The sequence below is a fragment of the Microcoleus sp. Z1_B2 genome, from assembly GCF_036700325.1.
Classification (GTDB): Bacteria; Cyanobacteriota; Cyanobacteriia; order Cyanobacteriales; family Microcoleaceae; genus Microcoleus.
In genome coordinates, this window is the sequence record NZ_JAUBOQ010000002.1 from 214815 (window position 1) to 236322 (window position 21508).

The 21508-nt window shown below is 46.0% G+C and carries 18 protein-coding genes and 1 tRNA gene; 12 read left to right on the forward strand and 7 right to left on the reverse strand.

Features of this window, described 5'->3' with window-relative positions; translation table 11 throughout:
- The 9 genes from QT984_RS01845 to QT984_RS01885 all read left to right on the forward strand — a co-directional run.
- Window positions 1–705, forward strand: a 705-nt coding sequence (locus QT984_RS01845) for a tetratricopeptide repeat protein (protein ID WP_333372955.1), incomplete at its 5' end; no start/stop codon positions are given.
- A gap of 205 nt (window positions 706–910) precedes the next feature.
- Window positions 911–1633 (forward strand): Uma2 family endonuclease, encoded by a 723-nt coding sequence (locus QT984_RS01850; protein WP_333208324.1) that lies wholly within the window; start codon window positions 911–913, stop codon window positions 1631–1633.
- Between the two features lie 413 nt (window positions 1634–2046).
- Entirely contained in the window at window positions 2047–3249 is a 1203-nt protein-coding gene (locus QT984_RS01855; RefSeq protein WP_333372958.1) for a tetratricopeptide repeat protein, read from the forward strand.
- A gap of 79 nt (window positions 3250–3328) precedes the next feature.
- Entirely contained in the window at window positions 3329–4852 is a 1524-nt protein-coding gene (locus QT984_RS01860; protein ID WP_333053243.1) for a carboxypeptidase M32, read from the forward strand.
- A gap of 285 nt (window positions 4853–5137) precedes the next feature.
- Window positions 5138–6022, forward strand: coding sequence for a glycosyltransferase (locus tag QT984_RS01865; protein WP_445243089.1), 885 nt, complete (start codon window positions 5138–5140; stop codon window positions 6020–6022).
- 757 nt (window positions 6023–6779) lie between these two features.
- Entirely contained in the window at window positions 6780–7490 is a 711-nt protein-coding gene (locus QT984_RS01870; RefSeq protein WP_333312985.1) for a peptidoglycan-binding protein, read from the forward strand.
- Between the two features lie 318 nt (window positions 7491–7808).
- Window positions 7809–7890 (forward strand) — tRNA-Leu (locus tag QT984_RS01875).
- A gap of 224 nt (window positions 7891–8114) precedes the next feature.
- Window positions 8115–8477: a DUF433 domain-containing protein gene (locus tag QT984_RS01880; RefSeq protein ID WP_445243027.1), complete on the forward strand. Its 363-nt coding sequence runs from the start codon at window positions 8115–8117 to the stop codon at window positions 8475–8477.
- 3 nt (window positions 8478–8480) lie between these two features.
- Entirely contained in the window at window positions 8481–8843 is a 363-nt protein-coding gene (locus tag QT984_RS01885) for a DUF5615 family PIN-like protein (RefSeq protein WP_333053246.1), read from the forward strand.
- A 405-nt stretch (window positions 8844–9248) separates the two neighbouring features.
- Here the strand turns inward: QT984_RS01885 and QT984_RS01890 are convergent, their stop codons facing one another.
- The 6 genes from QT984_RS01890 to QT984_RS01915 all read right to left on the reverse strand — a co-directional run bounded on the left by QT984_RS01890 (window position 9249) and on the right by QT984_RS01915 (window position 16578).
- Window positions 9249–11612 carry a DUF3488 and DUF4129 domain-containing transglutaminase family protein gene (locus QT984_RS01890; protein WP_333232204.1) on the reverse strand — a complete coding sequence of 788 codons (2364 nt, stop codon included), beginning with the start codon at window positions 11610–11612 and terminating at the stop codon, window positions 9249–9251.
- Between the two features lie 425 nt (window positions 11613–12037).
- Window positions 12038–13108, reverse strand: coding sequence for a hypothetical protein (locus tag QT984_RS01895; RefSeq protein ID WP_333053248.1), 1071 nt, complete (start codon window positions 13106–13108; stop codon window positions 12038–12040).
- Window positions 13101–14282, reverse strand: a complete 1182-nt coding sequence (hetZ, locus tag QT984_RS01900) for a heterocyst differentiation protein HetZ (protein WP_333053249.1) — start codon at window positions 14280–14282, stop codon at window positions 13101–13103. The genes QT984_RS01895 and hetZ overlap by 8 nt, the downstream gene beginning before the upstream one ends.
- 67 nt (window positions 14283–14349) lie before the next feature.
- Window positions 14350–15531, reverse strand: a complete 1182-nt coding sequence (locus QT984_RS01905; RefSeq protein WP_333053250.1) for an RNA-guided endonuclease TnpB family protein — start codon at window positions 15529–15531, stop codon at window positions 14350–14352.
- A 342-nt stretch (window positions 15532–15873) separates the two neighbouring features.
- The gene (locus QT984_RS01910) at window positions 15874–16170 is read right to left on the reverse strand and encodes a hypothetical protein (RefSeq protein ID WP_333053251.1); all 297 of its coding nucleotides are present in this window, start codon (window positions 16168–16170) and stop codon (window positions 15874–15876) included.
- A 165-nt stretch (window positions 16171–16335) separates the two neighbouring features.
- The gene (locus QT984_RS01915) at window positions 16336–16578 is read right to left on the reverse strand and encodes a hypothetical protein (RefSeq protein WP_333053252.1); all 243 of its coding nucleotides are present in this window, start codon (window positions 16576–16578) and stop codon (window positions 16336–16338) included.
- Here QT984_RS01915 and QT984_RS01920 point away from each other — a divergent pair.
- Window positions 16578–17117, forward strand: a complete 540-nt coding sequence (locus QT984_RS01920; RefSeq protein WP_333053253.1) for a Dps family protein — start codon at window positions 16578–16580, stop codon at window positions 17115–17117. The two genes, QT984_RS01915 and QT984_RS01920, sit on opposite strands and share 1 nt — an antisense overlap.
- Before the next feature lie 563 nt (window positions 17118–17680).
- Here QT984_RS01920 and QT984_RS01925 read toward each other — a convergent pair.
- A complete protein-coding gene (locus QT984_RS01925; RefSeq protein ID WP_333053255.1) occupies window positions 17681–17803 on the reverse strand; it encodes a hypothetical protein in 123 nt (40 codons plus the stop codon).
- 799 nt (window positions 17804–18602) lie between these two features.
- On the opposite strand from QT984_RS01925, the gene QT984_RS01930 reads away from it, so the two are divergent.
- Entirely contained in the window at window positions 18603–19634 is a 1032-nt protein-coding gene (locus QT984_RS01930) for a glycosyltransferase family 2 protein (protein ID WP_333053256.1), read from the forward strand.
- Between the two features lie 127 nt (window positions 19635–19761).
- Window positions 19762–21213 carry an NAD(P)/FAD-dependent oxidoreductase gene (locus QT984_RS01935; RefSeq protein WP_333053257.1) on the forward strand — a complete coding sequence of 484 codons (1452 nt, stop codon included), beginning with the start codon at window positions 19762–19764 and terminating at the stop codon, window positions 21211–21213.
- Window positions 21214–21508: the final 295 nt, after the last annotated feature.

Consider the following 21508-nt stretch of genomic DNA (forward strand, 5'->3'; position numbering starts at 1 on the left):
AAACCAGATAAACACGAATCCTGGTACAATCGGGGCATTGCACTGGATGATTTAGGCAGATTTGAAGAGGAGATAGCCGACTACGACAAAGCCTTAGAAATCAAACCAAATTATCACGAAGCCTGGAACAATCGGGGCATTGCACTGTATAATTTAGGCAGGATTGAAGATGCGATCGCCTCCTGCGACAAAGCCTTAGAATTAAAACCCGATTATCACGAAGCCTGGAACAATCGGGGCGTTGCACTGGGTTGTTTAGGCAGATTTGAAGAGGAGATAGCCGACTACGACAAAGCCTTAGAAATCAAACCAGATAAACACGAATCCTGGTACAATCGGGGCATTGCATTGGGTAATTTAGGCAGGCTTGAAGCTGCGATCGCCTCTTTCGACAAAGCCTTAGAATTAAAACCCGATTATCACGAAGCCTGGAACAATCGGGGCATTGCACTAGCTAATTTAGGCAGATGGGAAGAAGCGATCGCCTCCTGCGACAAAGCCTTAGAATTCAAACCCGATTATCACCCAGCATTTTATAATAAAGCTTGCTGCTATGCGTTACACAGTCAGATTGACCAAGCAATTCATAATTTGCAGCAAGCCATCAATCTGAATCCTGACAATTGGCGAGAAATGGCAAAAACGGACTCTGATTTTGACAGCATTAGATCGCACCCTCAATTTCAAACCTTGATTCAAGGATAGAGATTTGTCGTTTGGTGGGGGCGGGTTTATGAGGTTGTTAGTTATTGGCAGAAATTGTTGGCGAACCCGCCCCTACAGCATCACAAATACACACTATTTCTTAGTCCGCGTAGGCGGAGATTGTTTGTGTAGATGCGGTTTCAACCGCCTGGTTATCTGAATAAATAGTACAATTAAACTTAGATACTTCTCGGAGACAACGACTATGCAAGTCACAACCCAAGAAATCATTTATCCTTCCAGCGACGGTCAACCAATGGCAGAAAGCACAATTCAATACGAATTAATTGTCAAAATCAAAGAAGGTTGCGAATCGCTGTTTAAAGATGACCCAAACATTTTTGTTGCTGCCGATTTACTGTGGTATCCAGTTGAGGGGAAACCGGAAATTTCTCAAGCACCTGATACGATGGTGATATTTGGGAGGCCAAAGGGCGATCGCCTTTCCTACATACAATATCGAGAGGATAATATTGGCCCTCAAGTCGTTTTTGAGATTCGATCCCATAACGACAGCAATACTAAAATGAATAAAAAACTTTCATTTTACCAGCGTTATGGAGTTGAGGAGTATTACCTTTACGATCCACAAAGAAATGAGTTGGAAGGTTGGCAAAGAATTGAGGGAAATTTAGAAGTTATTGAGCCTATGGAGGGATGGATTAGTCCGAGATTAGGTGTGCGATTTGAGTTGGTAGAAGATGGGTTAGAAATTTATCGACCTAATGGAGAAAAGTTTCTTTCCTATGCGGAATTAGAAGAAGAGAGGTTATTAGATCGTCAGCGCCTACAACAAGAGTCTCAAAGAGCCGAACAAGCCAATCAAAGAGCCGAACAAGCAGATCAAAGGGCCGAACAAGCCAATCAAATTGCTCAACGTTTAGCAGCTAAATTGCGCGAATTGAACATCGATCCAGATAGCATTTAACCCCGAATAAATGCTCAGAAGCCCGGTTTGTTTGAAAAATGTCGTTTGTGGCGATCGCGGTTATTTGTGGTTTTAACGTAATCCTGTCAGCCCGATCGCCCTTTCCTCTTTTCTACGCAGTCAATCGATTTTGGATTTTAGATTTTAGATTTTAGATTTTAGCATTGACCCCACGGATAAATTCGGGGCCTTGTATCCTGGATGGTTTCGGTCAGCTCAAAAAAATAGTATTAATCTATACCTACCAATCCCAGCTCTAGAATTATAATAAAAAAAATTGAAAAAGTCCCCAAATTCCTGTAAAATTGCCATAAATAACCAAATAGGATCGATCGAAAGCACTCAAAGGCGAAAAAGATCGCATATAAAAAAGAAAAGAATCAATTAGACAGAAAATAATGAGGTGAAACCCCTTGCAAAAATTAGCCAGCATAGAAAAGCCGATCGACTCAGGGGAAAAATCCATAGCAGTCAACACCCAAAAGGCTCAAACCTTGTACGAACGCGGCAACGCCCTAGAAGCAATGGGACGATTCCAAGCTGCGATCGAATCTTGGGAAGAAGCGATCGAACTTGAACCAAAATTTTATGAAGCCTGGTACAACCAAGGCGTAGCCCTCAAAAAATTGGGCCAGCTAGAAGAAGCGATCGCAGCCTACAACCAATCCCTAAAAATCAAACCAAACAATCCCGAAGCGTGGTATAATCGGGCCAACGTTTTGCGGAAGCTCAACAGACTCTCAGAAGCGATCGCATCCTACGAAAAGGCGATCCAACTCAATCCCAGCTACCCCGAAGCTTGGACGAACCGCGGCAACACCCTCGTCAGCTTAGAAAAATTGTCAGAAGCGATCGCCTCCTACGAGAAAGCTATAGCCATCAAACCAGACTACTGCGAAGCTTGGTACAACAAAGCATTTGCCCTGAGAAAATCAGACCAAAATACAGCCGCGATAACTTCTTACGACAAAGCGATCGAACTCAAACCAGACTTGCATCAAGCCTGGTACAACCGCGGCTTAGCCCTAGCCGATGAAAAACTCTACCCGGAAGCCGTCGCCTCCTACGACAAAACCCTGCAACTGCGGCCGAATTCCGCCGAAGCTTGGAACAAACGCGGCAGGGCGATCGCACAAATGGGACAATTTGAATCAGCGATCGCATCCTGGGACAAAGCCATCGCACTCCACCCAAACGACAGCGAAACCTTTTACAACCGTGGCTTAGCCTTCGCCAACTTACAACGCTTTGATGAAGCAGTCGCCTCTTGGGACAAAACCGTAGAGTTGCAGCCAGACAACACCGAAGCCTGGTACAACCGCGCCATCGCCCTCAAAAAAATTCAACGATTTGCCGAAGCGATCGCCTCCTACGATAAAATCATCGCACTCACACCCGACGATCCAAACCTTTACTATCAAAAAGCTTGCATTTACGCCATGGAAAAAGAAGCAGGCGAGCTCACAAACAGCCCCGAACTTGTAGCTACCAGCATCCGGCTGGCGATCGAAAACTTATCCAAGGCGATCGAACTCAATCCGCATAAATACCGGAAATTGTGCAAAAATGACTCTAAATTGCGTACAATACGGGAAGAAGTGCGGTTTTTAGCTTGATTTCAGGGTAGCTATGATTGATGGATACGGATGCCGCACTGCAACCTTTGTAGGCAAAACAGCACCATAAACCCCCATCATGCAAACCCTAGACAAAACTCAAGCAAAATTCGCTCAACTGGCAGCCCACCTCAGAGAAGTTAACGACATCGAATCAGCCTCGTCGCTGCTGCATTGGGATCAATCAACTTATATGCCGGCCAAAGGTGCAAATGCCAGAGGCCGCCAGTTGGCTACTCTCAAACAAATATCCCACGAAAAATTTACAGATCCAAAAATAGGTGAACTCCTAGAAGACTTGCGTTTCTACGAACAAACCCTGCCCTACGACTCCACCGCAGCCAGCCTGATCCGCATCGCCCGCAGAGACTACGATCGCGCCTCCAGAGTCCCCGCAACCTTCATGTCCGCACTCTGCCGCCACCAAGCCGACTGCTACGAAGCTTGGGCCGCGGCCAGGGCAGCCAACAACTTCGCAGCCGTTGAGCCGTATCTCGAAAAAACCCTAGAATTAAGCAGGCAATACGCCGATTTTTTTCCCGGCTACGAACACATTGCCGATCCTTTGATCGATCGTAGCGACTACGGCATGAAAGTATCGCTGTTGCGCCCGCTTTTCGCCAAACTGCGTCAAGAATTAGTGCCGATAGTCGAAGCCATCACCTCGCAACCTCCCGCCGACGACTCCTGCTTGCACCAAGACTTCCCAGAATCCCAGCAACTAGAATTCACTCGTAAAGTCGTAGAACGCATGGGGTACGACTTCCAACGGGGACGGCAAGACACCACCCTGCACCCGTTCATGACCAACTTCTCCATAGACGACGTGCGAATTACCACCCGCGTCTATGAAGACCACTTGGATCAAGCTTTGTTCAGCAGCATCCACGAAGCCGGACACGCCCTCTACGAACTCGGAAATTCCCCGGAATTTGAAGGTACCCTTCTGGCAGGTGGCATTTCCTCCGGCGTCCACGAAAGTCAATCGCGACTTTGGGAAAATATGGTCGGGCGCAGCCGCGGTTTTTGGGAATGTTTCTACCCGCAACTCCAAGGCATATTTTTGCGACAGTTGGGACACGTATCCACTGACGCATTTTACCGGGCCATTAACAAAGTCTCGCGATCGCTCATCCGCACCGATGCCGACGAAGTAACCTACAACCTCCACGTCGCCATCCGCTTTGACCTAGAATTGGCAATGGTAGAGGGAAAACTAGCAGTCCGAGACCTCCCTGAAGCCTGGAACGAACGCTATAGAACCGACATCGGCGTTGTCCCCGCCACAGACAGCGAAGGCGCGATGCAAGATGTTCACTGGTATGTTGGTACGATCGGCGGAATGTTCCAAGGTTACACCCTCGGCAACTTGATGAGCGCCCAATTCTACGAAACAGCAGTAAAACTCAATCCTGAAATTCCCGTAGAAATAGAACGGGGCAATTTTAGCGTACTCCACAACTGGCTAAAACAAAACATCTACCAGCACGGCCGTAAATACACCGCTGTCGAATTGATCGATCGCGTTACCGGTTCACCTTTAACTATCGATCCCTTTATCCGCTACATTCGCCACAAATACGGGGAATTTTATGTCATTTGAGGGATAGCAATGTAAAATTGCAGGCTTTTAAATTACCTAAAAAAAACAGGCGATACTAACTTGTATCGCCCCCCCTTAGAGCGAATCTCAAAGAAGATATAAAATTAAGCGGCTACCTATATCAGAACTGTTTCAGGCTGTTATGGCCAGCGACAAAAAATCCGACTTGCCTCAGTTTGCCAGCAATTGACGCGCTTTGGGCAACAAATATTTGCTGCGAAACGATATAGTTAACACTTTTGTTGCCTACTGCACCAAATAGGAAAAGCCCGAACAGTTTTATCAATCTTCCCTAAATTCAACGTAGTGCCGCCGGGAGTCAACGAAAGTGTCTACTTTCCCTACACGCGGATAGAAGACCGGGTGCAAGGCGATCGCGATCGGCCGGGCGAACTGCTGTTTACTCTAGAATACCCGGAACAGGTCTTTGGAAAACTCGATGACCCGCAAAAGCGCCCTTTATTTTCGATGGCCCGGCTCGATCGCATTAAAAACCTGACCGGCTTAGCAGAATTGTTCGGAAAAAGCCAGGAATTGCAAGAAAAATGCAACTTAATTCTAGTAGCTGGCAAACTGCGGGTCGAAGAAACCGAAGACTACGAAGAAGCAGAAGAAATTAAAAAACTCTACGCAATTATCGACCAATACAACCTTCACGGTAAAATTCGCTGGCTGGGAGTGAGGCTTTCCAAAAGCCTGTCCGGCGAAATCTACCGGGTAATCGCCGACACCCAAGGTATATTTGTTCAGCCAGCATTATTTGAAGCTTTCGGCTTGACAATTCTCGAAGCAATGATTACCGGGATTCCCACTTTCGGGACGCAGTTTGGCGGCCCGCTGGAAATCATTCAAGATGGCGTAAATGGGTTTTATATCAACCCGACCAACCACCAGGAGACTGCCCAAAAAATTCTCGACTTTTTATCGAAATGCGAACACAATCCCAACTATTGGTATAAAATTTCAACGCGAGGAATTGACCGAGTTTACAGCACCTATACCTGGAAAATTCACACTACCAAGCTGCTGACGCTGGCGCGGACTTACGGTTTCTGGAACTACTCGTCCAAGGAAAACCGCGAAGATATGCTCCGTTACATAGAATCGCTGTTTTATCTCATTTACAAGCCGAAAGCGAAGGCTTTATTGGCAGAACACGCTAACCGATAAGTCGCGAGTTTTGCTTTTTATATCAAATCCGTTGGTATCGGAATTATTCCTCTCTCTCTTCCCTTTCTCTGTATCCTCTGCGTCAAGAGGGGTTTAATAATTCCGATACAACTGAGATGTTGTACTATTCTCAAAAACAGGCTTTTCGGCCTGTTCCACAAGAGATGAATTTTATTGTGGAACAGGCCGAAAAGCCTGTTCCTAAGCAAGTAATTGAGAATGGTGCAACATCTCAGATACAACCGAAATTGATATTACGGGGAGATTAAAGGAAAAAACTTCGCCTTTCATAGATCAACTTTGTACAAAATACGCCTGTCAAGATTTGTGAATGACTGCCGACTTTGTACCATAAGACTGAGGCTAAAAGATGTGGTTTATACGAAAATATGGGCTTTGGTAACGAAACATCTCGGAATCAATCGGCTTTATTAGGAATAGTGCGAACCGGCTCCTACTTCTAACAGGTAACTTCCAACTCGCAACTTCTGAGTGCTGGTGTCCCCATTGCCGAAATTCTAGAAACCGGGGCAGATATAGCAACCGCGACAGACGCTTAGAACTTTCTTAATGGCTCAAACCAATGCGGTCTATTACCCCTTCTCTCGGACTTCTTGTTACTCGATCGCGAAGTCGAAGGGCATTCTTCCTTCTTGCTTCTGCTATATGTCTCAGAAAGCTGTCCGGGTAATACAATTAGATTTAGAAACATGAAAACAGCGAAACCTTGTCAAACCTCACTAACAGGATGAAATTTATGCGTGTGACTACTGTTACGATTTTCAGCTTGATTGCTCTGCTCGCTCCCGGCTTAACCCGAAAGGCAATTGCTGCTTTTGACTCCGAACCCTTGGTGCAGGAAGAGTACCGCAGAGACTTTACGGCTCCCGCCGAGCCGGGTGCGTCAGCATCGCCGGAGGGAAAGTCCAAAGCAGATATGTTTAACAAGCCTTTTTACGCGGGCGAGCAGGCGCCAGTCAGAAAGGAAAAAACTATCTCGGCGGGTGCTGACGGGCCAGAAGTTGCAGCCATACAGCAACGGTTGCAGGTGCACAGTTTCAAGGTGGGGACGATCGACGGTACCTATGGCTCTCGCACTACATCGGCGGTTCGTGCTTTTCAGCAGTCTAAGGGTTTGAACGCAGATGGCATTGTGGATAAAGAAACTTGGACAGCTTTAGCAGCAGATCCGGCATCAGCTTCTGAAACTGTGCAGAGCAATGCTCCAACTCTGAGCAATGCTGCTGTTGCCGGCAATCCTCCAACTCTTCTGAATAAAGGCGCTGTCGGTTCCAAGGTGAAGACGCTACAGGTGCGTTTGGAAATGCAGGGTTACGATCCGGGCCCGATCGACGGCATTTTTGGCGCTCGCACTGCTACGGCTGTCAAGAGCTTTCAGGAGAATAAGGGTTTGACCGCTAGCGGCATGGTGGACGACACAACCTGGAAGGCGCTGGGCCAAAAGTAAGCGACGAGTGAAAAATACGGAAAATTGCTGTGGCGATAACTCATGATTGAACCCGGTGTCCCAAAATGACCGGGTTTCTCGATGTTGAGCGATCGAGCAATTTGGTCATCAGCCTGCGGATTTATCAGTGGGTCGCTTTCTTCAATCTAAAATCTAAAATCTCAAATCTAAAATCGATGTTGGGCGATCGAGCTATGGGGTCATCAGCCTGCGGATTTATCAGTAGGTCGCCGTATTCAATCTAAAATCCAAAATCTAAAATCTAAAATCGCTTGACCGATCGCTCTGTTGTGTGCTATAGTATTTAAATGTCAAAATGCGGATATGGCGGAATTGGCAGACGCGCCAGATTTAGGTTCTGGTTCCGAGAGGAGTGAAGGTTCAAGTCCTTTTATCCGCATACTATCTAATACTTTATAAATCAAGGGTTGGAGGTTCATGGAACCAAGAATCCCGTTTTTTGCTCATGTTTCGCTGACTCTTGCGAGTAAGGCGGTCGATTCAAACACTCTGTGCGATCATCGCAATGTTCGAGCATTTGCGTACCCTTGACTGTGATGTTTTAACTTCTGATGATGCCGATCGGGCGAATCAAGGGATTCCCGATCACGAGTAGAATAGTAGATGGCTAAAACAGGAAGTTTAGATATGGGACTTAATGAGTATTTTGATTTCTTAGCACCGGATGATATTCGTATTAAAGGACATCGCATCGGGATTGAGACGGTACTGTATGAGTATATTTATCGGGAACGCACCCCAGAAGAAATTCAGCAACTCTATCCCTCTCTCAGTTTAGCAGAAGTTTATACGACTATTTTGTATTATTTACAAAATCAAGAATCAGTAAGTAGATATTTGCAAGATTGGTTGGAGTGGTCGCATCAGCAGCGAAAAATGCAAGCAGCAAATCCCCATCCTGCAGCAGAAAGATTGCGAAAATTGAAAGCTGAACGGGAAAGGCAAACCGCGATCCAGGGTGCTTGAGGAATGGCACTTAAATATTTGATGGATGAGAATGTTACGCCCATTTATGCTACACAGCTTCGCCGGAAACGCCCCGATTTAGTAGTTTGGGCAGTGGGTGAAATTGGTACACCCCCAAAAAGCACCCTCGATCCGGAGATTTTGGTGTGGTGTGAGGAGCATAGCTTTATTTTGGTGACAAATAATCGCAAGTCAATGCCCGTGCATTTGGTAGATCATCTGGCTAAAGGTTGTCATATTCCAGGGATTTTCGTTTTGAATCAGGATTTAAGTATTGGGCAAAATATTGAGGAATTGATTTTGATTGTTGATGGTTCGTTTGATAACGAATACCAAGACCGAATCATTCATCTCCCCTTAACATAAATCCACACTCCGATCGCGATCTAGAGAATGCTTGGCGTTAAGCTGTTCGGCATTTAAAGGGCTTGCGTAAGGTGCGTCAGCATCTAAGGTTTTCCGTTTCAGCGTAAGGGTTCTAGCTGACGCACCCTACTAGCCTCGTTACTGGTTTAAATGCTCCACAGCTTATTACGATCGCCACCACCAAGAAATCGATCGCCTCATTGTTGCTCATCAAACCGATGATTGAAAGCGTGAGGCTGTATTAAGAGTGAAATTTTGCGATCGCAATCAGATGATGCGCGGGTGGCCAGAAACCGGGTTTTTGCCCAGAAGACGCCATGCAGCCGTAGAAACCGGAAAAACCCGGTTTCTTGGGTTTTTCTCCGTAACTCCTATTTGTGGAGAAGCAATTTCCCTCGCCGATTTTTATCTTAACTTTTTGAGTTTCTTCAAGTGCGATCGCCTCAAATTTTCCACCAACTGCCGCAACTGGTTCAAATTACCCGCTTCGCCGCCATACTTCCAGCGCACGTAAGCTTGCGAAACTTCATCAATCACCTCAGCTTCATCAGTTGCATGATTACCGCGCATAGCCTCAGCATACTCCAAAGGCGTTTGAGCTTTCTGCTTGGCAAAACCCCTACTCGCCAAATCCTTCAACATTTCCTGATAAACCCCCTCCACCGGCGGCAACTTCGCCAGCCAGCGGCGGTGGCGCCACTTGCGCCACAGTTGCCAAATTAACCAGCCAATAAAGCCAAAGGCGATCGCAGCAATCAAACCAGTAAATAACCCCACCCAACCCCTAGCAAACTGTCCCAGAAACCAGCCCACAATCAAAGTTATCCAGCCAATTAGAAAACCTATAACTGAATCCAGCCCGCTTCTGAGAGGAGTCGGTAGCCAACCCGCGATCCACTTCCAAAACGATTCCAGCGCACTAAAAGTCTGGTTGTCTTCCACCGAAGCCGGAATCAGCGGATAACCGGGAATCGGATTAAAACCAAACCAGCCGTGATTGGGAAAATATACCTCCGTCATCAAAAAAGCGTCGGTATTTTTCACAACGTAGTAACCAGTAAACGGGTTAAATTCCCCCGTATCGAAGCCGCCCGCCAGTCGCGCCGGAATCCCGATCGATCTCAGCATAATTGTCAGTACCGTCGAAAAGTGGTCTGGATATCCCCCTGTAACTTTTTTGCCGCCCTGGGTGTTTTTGTAGCCAAACAGAAAAGCCTGGACTAAATCTTCACCTTCTTCTAAGTAAGGCAAAGCTTTTTCAATTTTGTAATTCGGATTTTGCTTTAAATATTGAGCCAAATACAAAGCTTTTTCGTAAGGAGAATCTATCGGTCTTTCCGACTGAGATACTCTAGTTCTTGCCGCCAAGATTTCTTCAGTTTTTTCGCGCACCTTTTGGGCAATTTCCGGGGGTACATCCAAATAAAACTTGCGAATATTTTTCGGGTAATCAGTACCAGTTTTACCTAACAAAGAGCGATCGCGAAAAGGCACATTAGAAATCACCGTATAAGTCACACCCTCTCCCAATGCCGCAGGCGCTCGCAAACCCCCCTCCGCATCAATCGCCACCTCTGGACTCGGAAAATAAAGCTCCTTCGGCTTGTTTAAAGCTGGAATCAAATTCGGCAACTGAGCGACAATAGTATAACTTTGAATCACCTCTTGAGTCCGAGGCGCATTGGGAAAAGGATTCAGATAAAATTGATAAGACCACCTAGGCCGAGTAAGCTTTTGAGCTTGTTCGTTGCGAGAAATTTCCCAACCCTGACCGGTGTATTTGTCAAAGCCTAATACTCGCCAAAAACCCGCAGCCTGCGATCGCACCCGCATCACCACTTCTGGTTTCATTTCCCCCCGCAAATTTTGATTAATGCGCTGGTTGAAACCGTAATAAAAAGTAGAGTCTACCTCTCCTGGCCCAGAGTCTGGGTTTCTCCCCGTTCCTCCGCCAGTTCCTTTTTCATTTCCCCCTCTAACATACCCTGGATTCAGAATGCTGCGCTCGTCAAACTCCCCCTGATATTCAATAGGAGCACTCACCGGAAAAGTCCGCAACTGATAGCCAGGGAGGCGTGGCAAAAACGCAAAAATAGTCAGCCCCAACCCGACAGTTATCAGTAGCAGCCAAGCAAAATACTTTGGGGATAAAGTAGCCGCAAATAGCGACAGGCTATCATTTTTCCCTTTACCTTGTGCTTTTTCGCCAATGGCTTCTGGCTTCAAAAATCCCAAGCGCGATCGATAATCCAAAACCAAAGTCGGAAGCGCTAAAGCCAAAAACACCAACAATAGCGGCGCAAAAGTCAAGGTTTGGCTGAGAGTCGCTGCTACCCCTAACAAAATTAGCCCGATTACCATCGAATAGCCCAAATCCTTGCGGCGGGGCAAATCGAAACTGTGCAGCACTTGAAGTTGGATTAACAGTTGCGCCAAAACTAACCGCGTATCATTCAATTCTCCCACCAAGCGGCTAAAAAAAGCGAACAGCGCCACCAGCATTCCAATAGCTATGCAGAACTTAGCAGCTACATTGCGATCGCGGCGGCGGTACCAACTCCAAGTTGCTCCCACAATACTAACAGGCACAGCCCACAGGTTCAGGGCTTCTTCAGCAGCAACGTCAGTAGCTACAATCCCCACAATTACCAACAACTGAACTAGGATTCGCAGCAGCAAAGAATCCTCAATCACCGGCGGAGGCATGGCCTCAATCTGCTCCCACAGCTTACCCAACACAGGTATATTTCGCAGGTTATCAGTTGTCATGTGCACCCATCCAACTATTTTAGATTTTAGATTTTAGATTTTAGATTGAATCCACAGATAAATCTGGATTTTACCTAATATCTAAACCTTATTTCTCGGTCAAACCATTTTAGATTTTAGATTTTAGATTGAACCCACAGATTAATCTGGGTTTTAACTAATATCTAAACCTTATTTCTCGGTCAAACCATTTTAGATTTTGGATTTTAGATTGAATCCACAGATTAATCTGGGTTTTAACTAATCTCCAAATCTTATTCCTCTGTCATTAGATTTTAGATTTACTCCACAGATGAATCTGAGGGCTTGAACTAATATCTAATTTTTTTTTGCTTTCTACGACCGAAGTCGAGGGATTGCATCTGTTTTGTGTGAGGTCAAACCACAGAGTAAAAAGCTAAATTCTTTACTCTAATTATACCTTTCTAGTTGCTATCTTGTCCTGTCCAAATTGGACGAATAGCAAACATCAAAGGTCTGGTATCGAAGTTTTGGAATCGAACTTCTAGAGCATAAGTCTTGTTAGGTTGCGGGTCAAACAACTCCACACTTAAATGCCCGGAATTCGGACGATGTGCAGTTGCTTCGGCATCTCCTCCCTTGAGTTCCAAACTTCCTGCCCCCGGAAATTGGCACTCAACTCTTAAACACGGCATTGGCTGTTCTCTGTTGCGGTTCGACAGATATTGAGCCTCCAGAGTCAGCGCACCCAAACCAGTCAGCCACTCCCGCGAAACCGGTGGCTGATTTACAGGACAATCGAGAGTTAGAGACTCAATGATTTCCTTGGCTGCCAACAGCGACAGCACCATTTGTTGATCGGTACTCGCTGCTTCGTAATTCGGGAAATCTTCTAAATCTAGAAGTCCCCGCAAAGAACCTCGGAGCACTAAACCAGCTAACTCGTTGAGTTCCTGAGACTGGCCCGGAAATAAGCCATCTACAGCGCGAACTAACTTCGATCCTTGCCGCAGCGACGACATTACCAATTCCTGACAAGGTTCTAGCAGTTGAGCAAAAACCCCTTGGGCGATCGGAATTGGCAGGCGGCCCCACCTGATATTTTGTAGTTGGGGAGTCCAGAGGTGTAGGGGGGGAACCCATTGCGGGGCTACATCGTCTGGGTAATCGTGGTCGTAGCTTTTGAATTCTGTTTCCCAGGGGAACAGCGGCGGGTTAGATTCAATTTCGGCTCTAAGCCTTTCTTTTAACAAGGTCTGAAAACGGTCTTGCACGGTCGGTATTTCTCCAATTGTCAGCGGTTGTGCGGGTGCATTGCTGTGCGCCCCCACTTGATAGTCCAGCGGGTCTGGTTCGTCCCATTCCCAGTATTCCACCCCGGAATTGTCTTCTGTGTCGCCCCACTCTTGTGAGCGAGGGGATGGATTGAGGTTTTCCTCATCTTCGCTAGAGGCATTCGCGATCGGCGCCTGCAATATCCAGTCTAAAAAATGGCGATCGAAAGCCTCTGCATCCCTGTTCGTTTCGTTATTCATCACTAGATGCCCCTTCTCCGGAATCTGAACGATTTCGCAATTCCCACGCAAGTTCCAGCAATTTAAACCACCGCTTCTGTACCTGGGCTACCGTGCTACCCAGGGTTTGGGCGATCGCTGACTCTGACAGACCCTGTTGTTTCAACTTTAGCAAACGCTGTCCCTCTGGGCCAATTTGCTCGCCAAACGCCTGCCACTGAGAAGGCAGCAAACCCAAATTGCGATCTAAGTCTGCTTCCAGCCACTGGTGAACGAGTTCCCAGCGGTGCGACATGGCGAACCTGAGCAAATGGTACTTGAAGCGCTGCTGTAAATAGTCTCTTTGGCGGGGAGTTATGCCCAGAAGCGACTCTATTTCATTAGTCGGCAAGTCTTGCAAGCGCAGCACGAAGTAATCGGCGCAGTCTTGTTGATTGCGCTCTTTTAAGTAACCCACTAATTCGTCAATCACGTTTTGCCGCAGAGATTCTGACTCGTCGCCTTGGGGGCGAATTGCCGCCGAACCCTGTCCGGCCATCGCTTCCCGCACTGAGTACACCGAGGTGTCGTTCCAAGTTTGGTCGGAATCTGAAGCCCCTCCCTCGGCGGCTTGTTCCATATCTACGGAGGTTTCTTTCGGCTGCTGCTGGGAAAAGGTTTGGGCCCGTAAAATAATTAGTTGCTGGCTGCGGTTCCGAGGTAAAGGAATGCGCCGCTTGCCGAAGCGCTCTACAAAGGCCATGTACTCTGCTAGTTCTAAGCGAGTGCGGGGACTGTAGGTGACGGGTAGTTGGGTTTCCCGCCGGAATGCCTTTAAAGCTTCCAGATAAAATCCTTGCAAAAAATCTTTGATCAGTTCTACTCGCGCCTGATAGCTAGACTGCACCTGCGGAGGGGTGATGTAGCGATAGACGATCGCGCTGAGGGTACTGTGCAATTCTACTCTACCGGGCCCGGAGCCTAAATTGTAATAGTGGAGGCATTGTTGCAAGCGGTGCTGAGCGAGGGTCTGGGCTGAACCTTCTATATCTCCAGAGGATTGAATCCGCTGGCTTTCAGTGCATATCCTGTTGACTTCTGCTGCGAGTCGCCCTGCTACATCTTGGCAGTTCTGCTCAGACGCGCGAGTGGACTTTTTGAGTTCGTCTAACAGCCGTTCAAATATGGTTTCCACGCTCTGGCAGATTTCCCGCATGATGGTTTACAGCTAACATTGACATCCACCCCGGCGTAAACGCACGGGGATTCCTAAGACTCACGACTTAGGTTTCTGCTTCCGTCCCTGACGGGGATTTCGCACCAGCCTTAACAGATTTACTCTGTTCTGGTCTTACGGTCGCTCCACAGACTGACACGGCAAGCCCTGCCGCCAAAATATTTTTTGCCGCATTAATATCTCGGTCATGGTGAGTGTCGCAATTAGGACAATCCCATTCCCGGATATTTAACGGCATCTTGTCAACGATGTGTCCGCAATTGCCACACCGTTTAGAACTCGGAAACCAGCGATCGATCTTAATTAAAGTACGGCTGTACCACTTACACTTGTATTCAAGTTGTCCGACTAATTCCCCCCAACTTGCATCACTTATAGCTAGGGCCAGTTTGGGATTTTTAACCATATTCTTCACAGCTAAGTCTTCTACGGCGATGGTTTGGTTTTCACACACCAACCGCGTTGTTAACTTGTGAAGACTATCTTTCCTTGCATCAGTGATTTCTTGATGCACTTTCGCTACTTTAAGCCGTGCTTTGTGACGGTTGTTTGACCCTTTTTGCTTGCGACTTAAAGATTTTTGCGCTTTTCTAAGTTGGCGATATTTTGCCTTGAATCCTTTGGGATTGGCAATCTTTTCGCCAGTGCTTAGAGTGAGCAAGCTTGTAACTCCCAGGTCGATACCAACTTGACTGCCTGACTGAGGTAATGCTTCAATTTCAACATTCACCAACAGAGAAACTGACCACCTACCTGATGGTGCAAGCTTCACGCTTAAGGTTGATGGTGTTGCACCATCAGGTAGTGTCCGGCTCCAGCGAATTGGTAACGCTTGTGTGCTTTTTGCTAGGTAGACTTGTCCATCTCTGAACTTAAATGCTGACTTGGTAAATTCTGCACTACCACCATTGCGTTTCTTTTTGAAGTTAGGATATTTGGCCCGCCCATCAAAAAAGTTGGTATAAGCCGTTTGTAAATGTCTCAAACATTGCTGCAATGGCACACAGCTAACTTCATTGAGAAAATTCAACTCTTCTGTTTTCTTCCATTCGGTTAACATTGAAGAAGTCTCAGCATAGCCTACCCGTTTCTGTTCTTCGTACCAAGCTTCAGTTCTTGTGGCTAAAGCACGGTTGTAGACCAAACGAACACAACCCAAAGTACGTCGCAACAAACTTTCTTGTTCCGGCGTTGGGTAGAATCGATAGCTGAAGGCTTTTAGTGTCATACTTATTTTAAGTACACCATTTCACATACTAGCACGTCTTGGGTGAAATGGTAGGTATTAACAAAAATTCATGTAAAGCCGTCCTAGAAGGACGGGGTTTCAAACCCAAATTTCTGATGAAAGTAGCACAGTTAGTAAAAGTATGGATCAATCTTTCCTACGGCTACTTTAGCCCGTATTCCCCACATAGGAAAAACTGTAATGCCCTCGATCTCCTCCTCGCTGCAAACGCTGAGGACTGCTTTTTTTTAATCTGTCCTGACACGCCATCCGCCAAAAACCAGGTTTCAACAATTGTCACTGCAACGATGGTTCATCAGAGGGTCTGGTTTGACAAAGCCTTCATGCACCTGCGGGCCCAAAACGCGGCACTGCGGTTGATACCTTCGGCTTAGTGGTGTGGTGGTCACAGCAGCAAGTGTTCCTGAAGGTGAAGCTAGCACACAACTTCTCCCGGCGTCTACTAGATGGGACAAAGGGTTTCACGGCTGTATTTGATCTGGGTCTTCCGCCACTTTTGCCATAAAGTTTCGACGGCGATCGCCCGTCTGTTTCTTGGCAGCATCCTTGAACGTGGATTGAAGGGTTTGAGTCAATATCATTTGTAGCATCCCAATCACACAGATCAGAACCGCTCATGTCCGAAAATCTGTTTCCTAGCCTTCTAGGATATAATGGGGTGATATTTAATTGCAAGTCCGTTATGCCGTCATTTAAACCCGCCCGCACAATTAAGTGTGTGTGATGTTCGTTACCTTCGGCATAAATTCCTTAATTTTTATTAACAATCAGAGTGCAGCCTTTTTATATAGCGGGATTGAGCGGGGACTCACCTGCCGCCCAATCGGTGTGATCGCCAAACAAAGGCGCTTCGGAACAATAAGTTTGAGTGCATCTATCTAAAGGTATCAATATTGCAATTACTTTAACCTGAAAAGCAGATATTTTACTAAAGTGCGATCGTCTTCGATCGTCCTCTGGGTTGATGTAAGTGACGGGCGAAATTTGTTCTAATAGTAAAGTTAGATTTGAAGGAACAATTTTCAATGCGTAAGTTAAACATAGGTCTATCTGACGAGCAACGTGCAGGCGTTATCGAACTATTGAATCACGACTTGGCAGATGCTTATCTGCTGTTAATCAAAACCAAAAAGTATCACTGGGATGTAGTGGGCCCGCAGTTTCGATCGCTCCACCAGTTGTGGGAAGAACACTATCAGGCGTTAACACTAAATATCGATGCTATGGCTGAACGGGTGAGAACTTTAGGTGGCTATCCAATTGGTACTGCTGAGGGTTTTCTGAAGTATGGCTCGATTAAAGAACATATCGGCGATTTGCCTTTGGCTACGGAAATGGTAGCGCGTTTAGTTGATGACCACGAACTGATTATTCGCAATCTCCGCAAACACGTAGAACAGTGCGGTGAAGAGTTTAAGGATGACGGAACCGCAGACTTTTTGACGGGTTTGATGGAACAGCACGAGCAAATGGCTTGGATGTTGCGCTCGTTTATTGAAGGGGAATCCCTTGCGCCAGATGGTAAGCAGCCGCAAGCTCAAACTGCTACAGCTTCTCACGCTTAGAGAGATTAAGTAGAAGGAAGAAGGAAGAAGTAAGAAGGAAGAATGGAAAATTTAGATTTTTTTATTTAACCCTCTTTCCTCATTCTTGATCGACCAACCAGGCAGAATTAAACGCCCTCTAGCTTCCTCAAAAACCCGGTTTCTTCAAAAAACCGGGTTTTTCAATTTTGGGTTTATGTAGATTTTCGATTTCCTAAACTATTGAATCGCATTCTTTCGTATACCTGCGATGGCAACATTCTGTGAGCTTTCGTTCGCGCCTCAGTCCTAGCAACTGTCCTCCCTTCACTCGATTCTGATGCTTTTTTTAACTCTAACCCAGCTTCAGTTGGCGCTGTAACTATTATTTTTAATATACTTTCTATTGACAGCAGATACAAATTATGGCGCAAAAGTGCCATTGATAAATCTTCTTTGAACGATCGATACAGCCAAGATAATGTACTCCGGTGATTGCCACTGCGGTTGCTTTTGACAGCTAAGGAATGAGAATTAAATAACTTCCACTCTTGAAAGTGGGACGGGCGGGACGCCCATCCCACAATAATAATTAAAATTGTAAGTTATTTAATTCGCGATCCTAAGTAAATGTAAAAGTTGCTGCTATAGCAGCGATAAATGCTGCTGGGAATTTCGGGATGTTGCTGCCGGATATCTGCCATAATTAAAGAGTGAGATTTTGCCATTGCTGCATAGGAGCGCAAATTAAATAATTTACACAATGAAAGTGGGTTGGGCGTCCCGCCCCCCTTTCTGGACGGGCTTTCAGGCCCATCCCACAAGAACCATCACGCATTCTAAGTTATTTAATTCTCATTCCTAAGCTGGTATGATGACTGAAACTAAGGGCTGATTTAAAGTGTTTTGGAAGGTTTTCATGTAATATAAAAACTTGTTTATGTAAAAGTTTTGGTTCAAAGGGAACTAGCTAAGAGTATATTAGCAAATTACCAAAGCTCGATCGTACAGTGTCGGAAATTTTAAGACGTATATTTAAATTATATTGCCAAAAGTCATAAAGTGTGCATTGAGTCCGCAGTCGCGATCGAGACTTGGGGCAGCAGTCACTCGCGGATGAGGTCTGTAAAAGAAATTGTACCGCGCAAGTCCTGACAGTTCGTGGGTATCCGTATAAACGATGTTGGATTTTATACGGTGTGCCTACTTATAAAATCAAAGTCTTGTGTATGGCAACACAGCCACACCAAAATGCTGCAGGGGCTTTTTCCGAAGTTTACACAAACAATGATATATTTAAAGATTTTGTAAAGGTGTTGTCTACATCAGGTCACTCTCAGCAAGAGATGGCGTAAAATAGAAGTAAGAATGGGGAAAATTAAATCGAGAATACCAGCAAAAAATATAGTTGAAGATCAACAAAAATCGAGTTATAAATAAAAAAGTAGAGCTGATTTTACCCTTTGTAAAGTAGCACCCATAAAATTCCAGCAAATTTTAGCCCCTGCAATTTAAACAATTTAGGTAATGATTTCTACCGCCGACCCCACTGTATCCGTTATTATCCCAGTCCACAACGGGGGCTCTTACTTCCGCACCTGTTTGTCAAAACTGGCTCAAACTGTGCCCAGGCCGATCGAGATTATTGTAGTAGCAGATGGTGAAAGCGACGGTTCTTGGCGTCTAGCCCAGGAATTCGGCGCCAAAGTGATCAGGATTCCCGAATGCGGAGGGCCAGCGCGGGCCAGGAATTTGGGTGCCCAGGCTGCAAAGGGAGATATTCTGTTTTTTGTGGATGCTGATGTCGCTGTTTGTCCAGAAGCTGTGGGCTATGCGATATCGGTGTTCAAAAATAATCCCTACTTAGCTGCTTTCATCGGCTCTTACGACGATGCTCCCGGAGATCCTGATTTTCTATCGCAGTACAGGAACTTGCTGCACCACTACGTGCACCAAACAGGTAACGAAGAAGCTTCGACTTTTTGGGGCGCTTGCGGAGTGATTCGTCGGGAAATTTTTTTGCAAATGGGTGGCTTTAATGAGAGTTACCGCCAAGCTTCGATCGAAGATATTGAGTTCGGCTACCGTTTGAAACAAGCAGGTTATAACATTCGGCTGTGCAAAACATTGCAGGTGAAGCATTTAAAGCGGTGGAAGCCTATGGGTATGGTGAAAGCTGACTTTTTCTACCGAGCGCTGCCTTGGACAGAACTGATTTGGCGCGATCGCAAATTGAATAACGACCTCAACTTGCAAGTTTCAAACCGCATCAGCGTGATTTTAACTTATGCAGTCCTGCTGGCAACTTTGGGAACCTGCTGGTCGGTGAGCTTTCTGCTACTGGCTGGTTTGCTGGCAATACCGCTGGTAGCAATTAATGCACCGCTTTACCGATTTTTTCACCGTAAACACGGTATCCTATTTGCCCTGAAAACTATTCCGTGGCACTGGCTTTTCTACTTTTACAGCGGACTGGCATTCGCGATCGGCACGGGTCGCTACTTATACCAAAAAAAGCCTGTGACTGGCAAAGTTAGCTTGCCAGTATCCGCTCAATAAATCAAGGCAAATTGTCCTTCAAAATCAGGTAGCTCAATAGGTTCTCAGGGTATTCACGGGTGCATCTGTAACTTGGACAAGTTATAAATAATTGTATGGTTCGATAAAAAAGCTGGAGGTAGGCTGAGTGAAACATTATCCGGTTGCGATCGTCGGTGCAGGCCCTGCGGGCTTGACTGCTGCCTACGAGCTAGTCAAGGAAGGCATCATCCCTGTTGTACTAGAAAAAGGTGATAAAGTTGGGGGAATAGCTCGCACAGAAACCTACAAAGGCTATCGTTTCGACATTGGCGGCCACCGCTTTTATACTAAAGTTGAAGCCGTGCAGCAGTTGTGGCAAGAGGTACTGGGAAATGAGTTTATTAAAGTGCCACGATTGTCGCGAATTTTTTATCGAGGTAAATTTTTCAACTATCCGATTAGTGCCTTCAATACTCTCTTTAATTTGGGCATAATTGAGAGTACGCTGATTATTTTGAGTTATCTGAAAGTGAGAATTTGGCCACTTACGGAAGAAAAAACTTTTGAACAATGGGTTATCAATCGTTTTGGGGAACGCTTGTATAAAACATTTTTTAAGACTTACACTGAAAAAGTTTGGGGCATTCCTTGTTCGGAAATTCAAGCAGATTGGGCGGCGCAGCGGATTAAAGGATTGTCGCTGACGACAGCAATTATTAATGCTTTGTTTGGCAGCAACGACACTAAAACATTAATCAAAGAGTTTGATTATCCGGCTTTGGGGCCGGGGATGATGTGGGAAAAGTTCGCGGAAGCTGTGGAGAATAAAGAGGGCAAAGTTTATCTCGATACTAAAGTGATTAGCTTTGAGCGTGAAGGTAATAAGATTAAAAGTATTACTGCGGAGCAAAACGGAGAATTAGTTCAATATTCGGCGGATAATTTCATTACAAGTATGCCGATATCGGCGCTGGTAGCAAGAATGAAACCGCAGCCCCCCGAAGAGGTGTTGCACGCCGCGCGATCGCTCAAATATCGAGATTTTTTGATTGTAGCGCTGATTGTCGATCGCAAGGATTTGTTTCCTGACAACTGGATTTACATTCACTCTCCCGAAGTCAAAGTTGGACGAATTCAAAACTTTAAGAATTGGAGCGCTGCTTTAGTTCCTGATGTCAGCAAAAGTTGTTTAGGAATGGAATATTTCTGTAGCGTAGGCGACGAGATTTGGGAAATGTCGGACGCGGAACTTGTCGAATTAGCAACTCGCGAGTTGGTTGGTTTGGGGTTAGCAACAACTGCTGAGGTGCAAGATGGAGTTGTCATACGGCAACTTAAAGCTTATCCAGTTTATGATGGGGAATATCGAGGACACTTGCAGGTACTTGAAAGTTTTTTGAAGGGATTTGAGAATTTGCAGACGATCGGGCGAAACGGTATGCACCGATACAACAACCAAGACCATTCCATGCTGACGGGGATGCTGGCTGTGAGAAATATTCTCGGCGAAAAGCACGATTTGTGGGATGTGAATACTGAGCGATCGTACTATGAAGATTTTAGTGTCGATCGCTCAAAAGAAAAAAAGGATTCGGATTTGATTTCGCAATCAAGCTGATTTGACGCTGGAGGGTTGAGAAAGGGAAAGGAAATCTGTATTTTCCTTTCCCTTTTAGTTTTTAACTGGTTGAACAGGTTTTAACTGGTTCCCCGGAAGCTCCTGGAAACCCATTGACCGAGGCTCTGCCTCATTTCCTGGGCTGGTACGCCTTCCCAGGAAGTTCACGGGAACGAGAGAAAAAGCTTGTTGCAGCGGTGTATCTTTAAGAGTTCACTTGACACTCCCCTGCCTGAAGGCGAGGGGATTCTTGGTTCTGCGACATACCTTAAAACTATCTATCCTTGCGGCAGTG

Excerpts from the sequence above, each read along its gene's own strand:
- QT984_RS01910 (WP_333053251.1), bottom strand. The coding sequence starts at position 16,170 with ATGAGCGGTTCTGATCTGTGTGATTGGGATGCTACAAATGATATTGAC.
- QT984_RS01885 (WP_333053246.1), top strand. The coding sequence starts at position 8,481 with ATGGCACTTAAATATTTGATGGATGAGAATGTTACGCCCATTTATGCT.
- QT984_RS01870 (WP_333312985.1), top strand. The coding sequence starts at position 6,780 with ATGCGTGTGACTACTGTTACGATTTTCAGCTTGATTGCTCTGCTCGCT.
- QT984_RS01920 (WP_333053253.1), top strand. The coding sequence starts at position 16,578 with ATGCGTAAGTTAAACATAGGTCTATCTGACGAGCAACGTGCAGGCGTT.
- QT984_RS01890 (WP_333232204.1), bottom strand. The coding sequence starts at position 11,612 with ATGACAACTGATAACCTGCGAAATATACCTGTGTTGGGTAAGCTGTGG.
- QT984_RS01930 (WP_333053256.1), top strand. The coding sequence starts at position 18,603 with ATGATTTCTACCGCCGACCCCACTGTATCCGTTATTATCCCAGTCCAC.
- QT984_RS01895 (WP_333053248.1), bottom strand. The coding sequence starts at position 13,108 with ATGAATAACGAAACGAACAGGGATGCAGAGGCTTTCGATCGCCATTTT.
- QT984_RS01905 (WP_333053250.1), bottom strand. The coding sequence starts at position 15,531 with ATGACACTAAAAGCCTTCAGCTATCGATTCTACCCAACGCCGGAACAA.
- QT984_RS01880 (WP_445243027.1), top strand. The coding sequence starts at position 8,115 with ATGGCTAAAACAGGAAGTTTAGATATGGGACTTAATGAGTATTTTGAT.
- QT984_RS01850 (WP_333208324.1), top strand. The coding sequence starts at position 911 with ATGCAAGTCACAACCCAAGAAATCATTTATCCTTCCAGCGACGGTCAA.
- hetZ (WP_333053249.1), bottom strand. The coding sequence starts at position 14,282 with ATGCGGGAAATCTGCCAGAGCGTGGAAACCATATTTGAACGGCTGTTA.
- QT984_RS01925 (WP_333053255.1), bottom strand. The coding sequence starts at position 17,803 with ATGGCAAAATCTCACTCTTTAATTATGGCAGATATCCGGCAGCAACAT.
- QT984_RS01860 (WP_333053243.1), top strand. The coding sequence starts at position 3,329 with ATGCAAACCCTAGACAAAACTCAAGCAAAATTCGCTCAACTGGCAGCC.